General features: G+C 65.5%; 14 protein-coding genes. 5 read left to right on the forward strand and 9 right to left on the reverse strand.

The annotated features are described in order from the left end of the window. Positions 1 to 20: 20 nt before the first annotated feature. On the reverse strand, positions 21 to 368 hold the full coding sequence (locus DIE11_RS15325; RefSeq protein WP_124625586.1) for a carboxymuconolactone decarboxylase family protein: 348 nt from the start codon (positions 366 to 368) through the stop codon (positions 21 to 23). Between the two features lie 188 nt (positions 369 to 556). On the opposite strand from DIE11_RS15325, the gene DIE11_RS15330 reads away from it, so the two are divergent. After that, positions 557 to 949 (forward strand): hypothetical protein, encoded by a 393-nt coding sequence (locus DIE11_RS15330; protein WP_124625179.1) that lies wholly within the window; start codon positions 557 to 559, stop codon positions 947 to 949. 117 nt (positions 950 to 1,066) lie between these two features. On the opposite strand, the gene DIE11_RS15335 is transcribed toward DIE11_RS15330, so the two are convergent. The 5 genes from DIE11_RS15335 to DIE11_RS15355 are packed head-to-tail and all read right to left on the reverse strand — an operon-like array spanning position 1,067 to position 4,771. Then, the gene (locus tag DIE11_RS15335; protein WP_124625182.1) at positions 1,067 to 2,455 is read right to left on the reverse strand and encodes an ATP-binding protein; all 1,389 of its coding nucleotides are present in this window, start codon (positions 2,453 to 2,455) and stop codon (positions 1,067 to 1,069) included. Beyond that, positions 2,452 to 3,117 (reverse strand): response regulator, encoded by a 666-nt coding sequence (locus tag DIE11_RS15340; RefSeq protein WP_124625185.1) that lies wholly within the window; start codon positions 3,115 to 3,117, stop codon positions 2,452 to 2,454. The genes DIE11_RS15335 and DIE11_RS15340 overlap by 4 nt, the downstream gene beginning before the upstream one ends. 24 nt (positions 3,118 to 3,141) lie before the next feature. Continuing rightward, a complete protein-coding gene (locus DIE11_RS15345; RefSeq protein WP_124625187.1) occupies positions 3,142 to 3,879 on the reverse strand; it encodes a cytochrome b/b6 domain-containing protein in 738 nt (245 codons plus the stop codon). Then, positions 3,845 to 4,366 (reverse strand): diheme cytochrome c, encoded by a 522-nt coding sequence (locus DIE11_RS15350; protein WP_124625189.1) that lies wholly within the window; start codon positions 4,364 to 4,366, stop codon positions 3,845 to 3,847. Before DIE11_RS15350 ends, DIE11_RS15345 begins: the two co-directional genes overlap by 35 nt. 12 nt (positions 4,367 to 4,378) lie before the next feature. Beyond that, positions 4,379 to 4,771 carry a DUF1924 domain-containing protein gene (locus DIE11_RS15355; protein ID WP_244112028.1) on the reverse strand — a complete coding sequence of 131 codons (393 nt, stop codon included), beginning with the start codon at positions 4,769 to 4,771 and terminating at the stop codon, positions 4,379 to 4,381. 298 nt (positions 4,772 to 5,069) lie between these two features. Here DIE11_RS15355 and DIE11_RS15360 point away from each other — a divergent pair, with 298 nt between their 5' ends. Both DIE11_RS15360 and DIE11_RS15365 read left to right on the forward strand, forming a co-directional pair. After that, complete coding sequence (locus tag DIE11_RS15360) at positions 5,070 to 5,564, forward strand: CreA family protein (RefSeq protein WP_124625192.1); 495 nt, start codon at positions 5,070 to 5,072, stop codon at positions 5,562 to 5,564. A gap of 136 nt (positions 5,565 to 5,700) precedes the next feature. Next, positions 5,701 to 6,174 carry a hypothetical protein gene (locus tag DIE11_RS15365; RefSeq protein ID WP_124625196.1) on the forward strand — a complete coding sequence of 158 codons (474 nt, stop codon included), beginning with the start codon at positions 5,701 to 5,703 and terminating at the stop codon, positions 6,172 to 6,174. A 128-nt stretch (positions 6,175 to 6,302) separates the two neighbouring features. On the opposite strand, the gene DIE11_RS15370 is transcribed toward DIE11_RS15365, so the two are convergent. Then, positions 6,303 to 6,995: a CBS domain-containing protein gene (locus tag DIE11_RS15370; protein WP_124625198.1), complete on the reverse strand. Its 693-nt coding sequence runs from the start codon at positions 6,993 to 6,995 to the stop codon at positions 6,303 to 6,305. Positions 6,996 to 7,259: 264 nt separating this feature from the next. On the opposite strand from DIE11_RS15370, the gene DIE11_RS15375 reads away from it, so the two are divergent. Continuing rightward, positions 7,260 to 7,544 carry an E3 binding domain-containing protein gene (locus DIE11_RS15375; protein ID WP_124901646.1) on the forward strand — a complete coding sequence of 95 codons (285 nt, stop codon included), beginning with the start codon at positions 7,260 to 7,262 and terminating at the stop codon, positions 7,542 to 7,544. Beyond that, a complete protein-coding gene (locus DIE11_RS15380; protein ID WP_059602776.1) occupies positions 7,541 to 7,801 on the forward strand; it encodes an acyl carrier protein in 261 nt (86 codons plus the stop codon). Before DIE11_RS15375 ends, DIE11_RS15380 begins: the two co-directional genes overlap by 4 nt. A 96-nt stretch (positions 7,802 to 7,897) precedes the next feature. On the opposite strand, the gene DIE11_RS15385 is transcribed toward DIE11_RS15380, so the two are convergent. Together DIE11_RS15385 and DIE11_RS36875 are read right to left on the reverse strand one after the other, a co-directional pair. Continuing rightward, the gene (locus tag DIE11_RS15385; protein WP_260437121.1) at positions 7,898 to 8,428 is read right to left on the reverse strand and encodes a flavodoxin; all 531 of its coding nucleotides are present in this window, start codon (positions 8,426 to 8,428) and stop codon (positions 7,898 to 7,900) included. Further along, the gene (locus DIE11_RS36875) at positions 8,425 to 8,952 is read right to left on the reverse strand and encodes a hypothetical protein (protein WP_260437122.1); all 528 of its coding nucleotides are present in this window, start codon (positions 8,950 to 8,952) and stop codon (positions 8,425 to 8,427) included. Before DIE11_RS36875 ends, DIE11_RS15385 begins: the two co-directional genes overlap by 4 nt. Position 8,953: the final 1 nt, after the last annotated feature.

Here is an 8,953-nt window from a genome sequence, read left to right on the forward strand (position 1 = left end):
GGGTTGAGCAAGGCCGCACGTCACGTCGAAAGCTCGTCGAACGCGATCAACGCATGTGCCGCGTACATCATCGACGGGCCGCCGCCCATGTAGACGGCGACACCGGCGACCGCCTCGATCTCCTCGCGCGTCGCCTTCAGCTTGATCAGCGATTGCATGTGGAAACCGATGCAGTCGTCGCAGCGGCATGAGATCGCGATGCCTAACGCGATCAGCTCGCGGGTCTTCTTCGTCAGCGCGCCCTCTTTGGTACCGGCCACGCCCAGCGCGCCGAAGGCGGACATGAGGTCCGGCTGCGACTGCCGAAGCTTGCGCATCTGCTCGGCGACTTCCGCGGTTCTTTCACGATAATGCAATGAATTCGACATGGCTGGCAGCTCCGACATGACAGGAATCGAGTGGGCGCACCACGCTTCGTCGCCGTGACGCCGAATGATGCGCCGAACGTTTGACAACAGCATGATCGCCGGCACTCCGCGGGGACTTGATCTGCGGCAAAGGTTCGATCGTCATCTTTGCGTACGGTTGAAACCATGCAAACGATTTGGAGAGCGTCATGTCCGCAGTGAGCAGGTTCACCGTTTCGTGCCTGATCGGCGTCGCGGTCGCGATGACGGCCGGTCTGGCCGATGCCCAGCCGCGCCAGCCCGCTGGCGGTTCCGCCGTCGAGCCGGGCGGCATGATGTACGGCAGTCAGCTGATGACACCCGCCGAGCGCAGCGCATACCGTACCCGGATGCTCGCTGCGGCATCGGACGCCGAGCGCGAGAAAATCCGCGCGGAGCATCACGCCGAGATGCAGAAGCGCGCAAAGGCGCGCGGCATCAAGTTGCCCGACGTTCCGCCCAGGTGGGGCATGCATCGGGGGCAAGGCATGGGCACGGGCATGGGGCCGGGCTACATGCACGGCCAGCCTGGCGGCCCTGCAAGCGGCGCCGTCGGCCAGTGATCGCATGGCGCGGCGTGCGTGGCGACGGGCACGCCGTGCCGGTCGCGATCGGCTGCTCGCGTAGCCTGCCGTGACCCGTCGAACGCGTGCGGTCTGATCGTTGATGTACATGGTTGACTAGTGCGTGGCCGCGTCCGTTGCATCGGCAACCGGCCACGAGACGACCACGCGCAGGCCGCCGAGCGCGGGCGATCGACCCACCTCGATGTCCGCGTCATGCGCGGCAGCGATTCGCCGTACGATCGACCAGCCGAGGCCACTCCCGCCCGGCCGGGCTCCCTGCGGCCGAAAGAACCGTTCGCCGAGCCTGTGCAGGTCGTCGTCGCCGATACCCGGGCCGCCGTCTTCGACCCGTAGCACGGCATGCCCTTCCCGTCGGCAAACCGAAACGGATATGCGCGCCTGTGGCGGGCTGTAGCCAATCGCGTTGTCGACCAGGTTGCGCACCATCGACTCGAGCAATGGTTCGTTGCCGCCGACGACGCATGGCGATGGCGCATCGAGTTCCAGCCGCTGCCGTTTTCCGATCGCCCGTGGCGCAGCTTCCGCGACCACCCGTTTCGCCAGGGCCGATACGTCGACCGGTGCACGGTCCGTCAGTGCGCCCGCATCGAGACGCGAAAGCAACAGAAGCTGATCCACCAGGCGCGCGGCCCGATCGCACCCTTCGAGCACGCCTCGCAGCGCATGCCGGCGTCGCTCGTCATCGGGCTCCGCCATGGCGACCTGCGCCTGTGCCTTGACGGCCGCGATCGGCGTGCGCAACTCGTGAGCCGCATCGGCAGTGAATCGGCGCTCCGCGTCCATGACGGTGCGAATCCGTTCGAACAGCCGGTTCAGCGCATCCAGCATCGACCGCATCTCGAGCGGTGTCCGATCCGGCCGAATCGGATCGAGCGCCTGCGGATTGCGCCGCGCCAGCACTCGGCCGAAATCGCGCAGCGGCGCCGTGCCGCGGCGAACCGCCCAGCCGATGGCGAGCACCAGCAACGGCAACGCGGCCGCCATCGGCCAGAATGCACTGCGCATGACGGCGCGCAGGATCGATTCGCGTGAATCGATTCGCTCGCCCACGAACACCTGAACGTCGCTGCGCACGCCGTGCACGACGAATACCCGCCACGCATTCCCGTCGATCACGACGGTCCAGAATCCGGAAGCCCGATCGCGTCCGGTCAGCTCGGGCGCCACCATCGGCTTCGCCGGTGCGTTTTCGGAATGCAGGCCGAGCCGCCCGTCATGAAACACCTGAAAGGCCACACGCGGGCCGTACGGATGAAGGATCGGCGCGTCGATCGCATTGTCGTCGTCATCTGGCCCGCGCGCCTGCTGCGCGACGAGCAGTGCCGCCGCCTGCGCGAGGTGGCCATCGAGCAACCGGTCGATCTCGCGCTGCGCATCCAGCCAGGTCAGCATCAGCGTCGATAGCCAGACACCGAGAACCACGGCCGGCACGAGCGTCAGCAGCCGGCCGTGCAACGAACGCGCGGGCAGCAGGGCTTTCATGCATCGCCCCGCATCAGCACGTAACCCACGCCGCGCACCGTTCGGATCAGCTCGCTGCCGAGCTTGGCGCGCAGGCGATGTATGTGGACCTCGACGGCATTGCTCTCCACCTCCTGCCCCCAGCTGTACAGATACTGCTCGATCTGCTCGCGCGACAGAACCCGGCCGGCATTCAGCATCAGGATGTGCAGCAGGTCGAACTCTCGCGTGGACAGCGCGACCGGCACGCCGGCGCGGCGCGCGGTTCGCGACGCGGGTTCCAGCTCGACGTCCTGCGCGTGAAGCCGCTCGGTCGGCCGACCGTGGGACCGCCGGACCAGCGCTCGCAGGCGCGCACCGAGCTCGTACAGGTCCACGGGCTTGATCACGTAGTCGTCGGCGCCCGCGTCGAGCGCCTTGATGCGGTCGGGCACGGCATCGCGCGCGGTCAGGACCAGGATCGGCGACGCCATGCCGTCGCGGCGAATGCGCTGCAGGACATCCATGCCGTCCACGAGCGGCAGGCCGAGATCGAGGACCGTCGCGGCATGCACATGCGCGCGCAGCTCGCGCTGGGCCGCGTCGCCGTCACGCACCCAGTCGACCTGGAACCCTTGCTGGCGTAATCCGGCGCGGATCCCGTCGCCGAGCAGGACGTCGTCTTCCACGAGCAGGATGCGCACGATCGAGCACTCCGCCGGTGGCCGTCAGTCGTCGTCCCCGCCCGCGCCGTGCGCGGGGCGGCCGGTGTCCGTCGCGACGGGCCGGTCCGCTCGAGCGGGCTGCGGTGCCGCCTGCCATTGCGTCCACCACCAGCCGATCACCGCGGCCGTCATCACGACAGCGATCCCCCACCACGCACGCCGGATGCCGTCGATCGGCGCACCGCGCTTGTAGCCGGTCACCATCGCGCCGGCCAGATTCTCACGATGCACGACGCTGCTGACGAGAACGGCGGCGACATGGAACACGACGAGCGCGAGCATGGCGTTCGCCGCACCCTCATGCAGATCACCGAACGACTCGCCGTTTCCGGTGTAGGCCCCCCAGCCGGTCACCCCCGTGACGACCATCATCGCCAGCATGGCGACGACCGCCACCGCGCCGGCGGGGTTGTGGCCGACGTGATGTTCGGGCCGGCCTTTCGCGAGGCTCAGGACGTAGCGGAAAGCGGCCGCCGGCGAACGCACGAACGACGAGAACCGCGCATGACGCGTGCCGGCCACGCCCCAAACGACGCGAAACGCGACGAGCGCCAGCATCGTGTAGCCGAACGCGACGTGCATCAGCCGCCATCGCTCGCTCTCTGCGGTCAGCCACGCGCCGGCGAAGGCAATGACGCTCAGCCAGTGGAATACGCGCAGCGGAGCGTCCCAGACCAGTATCCGTGCGGGACGCGAGGGTGCCGGTTCACCGTGTACTCGGGATGCGGACGAATCGTTCATCGAAATTTCCTTTGTCTGCTTGCGTATGACATGCGGCGCAATTCGACGGCCGCTTCACTGCAGCGCTGCGCCACACGGACGCAGGAACCTCGTCGTGCGTGGCGGCGAACCACGCCGACCGGGTAATCCTGTCTTCCGGGGGACGGCGCGCCGCGCCGCCCGTCGCGGCATGTGCCGTCAGCCATGTTTCCAGTTGCCCGATCGTTGTCCGGTCCAGCGTCGCATCGGTGCCGAAGTGATGGTCGAGACCGTTCAGGATGCGTCGCCACGATTCGGCGGGCAGCGCCCCGGGCGGATAGGCGACATGGCAGGTCGCGCACTCCTGCCGGTACTTCGGCAGTAATGGAATCGCGACGCTGCGCATTTCGTCTTCCGCCCGTGCCGCGCACGGCAGCAGCGATATCAGCAGCATCGCGAGCACGCTTGCGCGTGCATGGCGCCGCGCGGCGATCCTGCGCGGCGACTTCGTCGAGTCGATGTTGTTCATGATCGTTCGCCGTCAGGGTTTCAGACTCATGAGCCAGCTCAGGACGTCGGCCTTCTCGGCCGACGAGCATTCGCGCCCGACGACGTCCTTGCAGTTTCTGCGGAACCACTTTTCGGTCCTGGCTCCGTCCGTGAATCGGGCCGGGTTGAAAGCGGGCGCAAGCGGCTCGATGGTCTTACCGGTAACGACGTGCGTGCCTGCACCGGTCGGTGTGCCGCCATGGCAGGTCGCGCAGCTCCAGTCGCGCCCATGTCGGGACGTGAAGAACTGCTGACCGCGCGACGGCATGGCGCCGACGCCTGACTGTGCCGTGTAGCCGGCCAGCAACTGGGCCGGCGTTTCGGCACCTGCGTCGGCGATGGCGGCCACGCATATGGCAGCCCCCAGGCCTGCCCGGCATAGCATGCGAACCGAGTCGGATATGCGCATCGTGGTTCTCCTGAGCGATGCGTTCATCTTCGGGGGAATTCCTTACCGGATTCTTAACGCACGGATGCGCGCGCCGTGTCGCGAGTGCGATGCCGCCCGCCACATGGCCGTTGCGTCGCGCCCGATCGGCCGCTCTTGCAGCAAGCATCCGGCCACCCGTTCATCCCGCCTTGACGCAAGTCAAGCGTTCGATACCGGCAGGCACCTAGTCTGAAGTTCAATCCGTCTCGTTGCACGGGAGTCCTGCCGAGACAGTTTTGCCGATCAGTCGAGGATGCTGGCGATGATCACGCTGCGAACACGTACATGGATTGCGTCCGTCGCGCTGGCGATCTCCTGCGCATCCGTCGTCGATGCGGAGGAACTGGCGCGCATTCCGCCACACTCTCAGCGCTACGGCGCGCATATCGGCATATCCGCGTACGACGACCCGAAGCTCCACGGAGTAACGTGCTTCGTCTCGGAGCCGCACGCGCGCGACGAACGACCGTCCTTGCGCGACAGACATGGCGCCGGAGCATCGGTGTCCTGCCACCAGACCGGAACGCTCGCCACGACCGCCCGCTTGCCGCGGCTGGCTCAGGTGTTCGACGAATCCGTCGATCCGGTGTTTGGATCGATACACGTGGTCCGGATTGTCGATCTCCGGCGTCTCGTCGTCGTCTACTTCTCGTACATGGAAAGCGACGTGGCGGGCGATCTCCCGGGGCATGTGGATGTCGTCCGCTTGCCGGTGCACTGGGGTGGAACGGACGCATCCGCCGAATGATGCGGCGTCGTGACTCTGGCGGCGGCATGACCTGCGTCAAGCCTGCGTTTTCGCGAGATGTCAGCATGGAAGCAAGATTCCGGTCGCTTTGCGTGCGCATTGCCGATGCGGTAAATCCACCGCCGAGGAGGCCCCGATGCGATCGCGAATTTTTCTTGTGCTGCTTGCCTGGCTGGCATTGCTTGTCGGCGCGGTATCGACCGCCGGTGCGAACGACCTGACGCGCAGCGTGACGACGGGCAAGCTCGTCGTCCACTACGGTGTGGTTCCGGCGAGTCGCGCCGCTACGCCGGGCGGCGGTTCCGGCGTGGCATCGAACAACGTGAACCTGTTCCTGCTCACGGTCGCCCTGTTCGACAGGTCGAACGGAAAGCGCATTGACAATGCTCACGTCGTTGCTGTCGTGCAGGGACCGCGAAGCGAAGCCAGTGCCTTCCATTCAAAATCGACGCGGATAGCACTCGACCCGACGCAGGACGGCAATGCGGTCACGTACGGGAACGTGTTCGACGCACGTTGGAAAGGTGTCTATCACATCAATCTCACGATCACGAGAGACGGCCTCGCACAGCCCGAGCATGTCCGCCTCAACTACGATCAGCAGTTCTGACCGGTCGAGGTAGTCTCTCGTGTTCGCGTTCGTGCTGCTTCGCGCAGCACGAATGCACGCTCGTGCGCCACTCGGCATCGACGTGAGCACCGCCCTTTTCCCCGCTGATGTGTGTCGACCGCTTACGTTTACATCGAGGGAAGCGTAAGAGGATAGACGAGATGGCTGATCACCTGTCTGACGCCCGGTACAGTCTGGGCTGCCACGCACACCGCTTTGCGCTCCTCTTCGCTGAAGATCACGCCCCATAGATGTACCTTGCCGTTCCTGACGATGATCTGGCCTCGCGTTAGCGCCCAGCGTTGGCCAGACATCGCATTCAGTATCGCCTCGCGTATCTCGACGTCCGCATGCGCGAACGACTTCCGTTTGTCGTGCGTATCGCTGGCAAGCGCGCGCACGAGATCGGCTCGACTCACCAGGCCTGCCATCTTGCCGTTGTCGACGACCGGCACGCGCTTGATGCGGTGCCGTTCCAGCAATTCGGCAACTTCGGACAGCGGCGTGTCCTCGGCGACCGTGACGACGTCGACAGTCATCAGGTCGTTCACGGTCTGCGCGTGTTCCTTTACATACTCGCTGGCCAATTCACGGCTGGACGCAAGAAGCTCCAGCCACCAGGAGCGGCGCCTGGCATGCGTGCCAATTTCGACACGGTGCACGAGGTCGCCTTCGCTTACGATCCCGATCAGCTTTCCGTCCGCATCGATTACGGGAACCGCGCTGATCGAGTGCTCCACGAGCAGCTTCGCGGTCTCCTGAACGCTCATCTCCGGACTGGCGGAAATGACCGAGGTCGTCATCACGTCACGCGCTCGCATAAGGTTGCTCCTTCAATGCGTTGGCCCCTCGCCGGCTCGTCTGCGGCGAAAGCTGCACGCACTCACTGAGACCGGCTGGCCCGCAAGATGAAAGCTTCACTCGGAAACCCGGGACAAGCTTGAGCGATGTCAACCGACAGCCGATTGCACCGCAGATGCGGCGATCCAGGCGTTCAAGCGGCGTCGTGATCCGCGATCACCGGTTCTTTGCACTTGCGACGAAAGTGTCGGCCACGGTCGAATCGGGAGTCGGACGGGCAACACGTGGCGCCCCCGATCCCGGATGTGCCAGCCGCGCGCAAGCTTGCGCAGCAGCACCAGGTCGATCCCGACAGTGTGACGGGCACTGGCCCGACAGGCTCGGTGACGCTTGCGGACGTCGAACGGGCGATCGCGGCGGCGGGTTCGCCTGCGGCCGGCACGCCCCGGCGAGCGCTCTCCGGCAACGAGACGGGTTATCGCGGCTGCGTATCCGACGGCCATCGCGGTGCGCTGTTCCTGGTTGAACTGGGTGAATTGCTGCAGCACCCCGAGGAGTTGAACCGATGAACAATGCAGACATCCTTTCGGTCGTACTGGAAACGCTTGCATCCGTCGCGCCGGAACTCGACCCGTCGACGCTGCGTGCGGACCGTCCGCTGCGCAGTCAGGTCGATCTCGATTCGATGGACTGGCTCAATTTTTTGACGGGCCTTCATGCGCGGCTGAAGGTGGAGATCCCGGAGCGCGACTATGGTCGTCTGGTTACGCTCGACGATATCGTCGGCTATCTCGCGGCCGCAGACGCACACCGACCGGTGTCTTGAGGCCGGCCCATCGCGCAAGCTGGTGTTTGCGCCGGCGTCGGAACGTCCGCCGCACCGTTACACGAGGGCGCACGGTTCCGTGCGCCCTAGCATGCTTCAGCGCGCCGCAGGCGTCGCGACCGCTTCCGCCAGCCTGCGCGCTGCCTGTTCGGCAAATGCCGCCAGAATCGGGCTGGCATCGCCATGCAACGTTTCGCGCGGCGTCACGCGACATTCGGCGAGCGGCGACTTGCGTGCCAGTGTCCGCATTTGCGTTAGTGCGGAGTCCGCACCACGTTGCGCGAAGCTGCAAAAGAATGCGACACGCGGCAGGCGCCGCTGATTCGCGACGAGATACGCCCGCACCGGCGACGATACGCAGCCTGCCCAGACCGGGGAACCGATCACCACGAGATCGTACGCGGACGGGTCGCGCTTCGCCGCGACGATCTCCGCCGGCTTCTGGTTGATTGCCTCGACGAGCGAACGCAGATAGCCGAACGGGCCCGTGCGATCGCGCGTCACGACGATTTCCTCGACGTCGGCGTCGAGCATCTCGGCCAGCGCGGACGCGGCCCGGCGGGTCGTGCCGGTGCGCGAATAGAATACGACGAGAACCTTGCCGGCATACATGACGACCTCCCTCATGCACGCTTGTCGGGTGGCGCGTGCGTCCGTTGAATCCATTCGCCATGACGCGCGGGCGATCTGCAGAAAATCGGTCCCGTGTGGGCGGATTGCACGCGACGGTGCAACCACTGGCGCAATGGCGCCGTGGCCGATATCCCGGTTATCGGCTCTGCATGCATGGCGAATGCAGGATCGCCTTTCATCGACCGTCCGAATGTCGGTGTTTCACGGCATGATCGAGCGATCGAGAAGAAACGGAAAGCATGTGCACCGGCATCCGCCGGCATGCGTCGGCGGATGCCCGCAACCTGTTTCAGCCTGCCTTGACCTCGATCTTCTTCTCGGCCTTGTGCGTTCGGCGTCTTCGGCAGCGTGACCGTCAGAATGCCTTTCTGGAACGACGCCTCGATCTTGTTTCTGTCATTCTCGATTGGTGATGACCGCGGCAATTGACAGAGATCAACGCTCAGGATCGAGAGACCGAAGGCGCTTGGGCGAGCACACGCGGTGCGAAACGCATTGCGCTCGTTGACCCAGGTCAAT

Origin of the sequence: Burkholderia sp. Bp9012, from assembly GCF_003853825.1 — a bacterium.
Lineage (GTDB): Bacteria > Pseudomonadota > Gammaproteobacteria > Burkholderiales > Burkholderiaceae > Burkholderia > Burkholderia diffusa.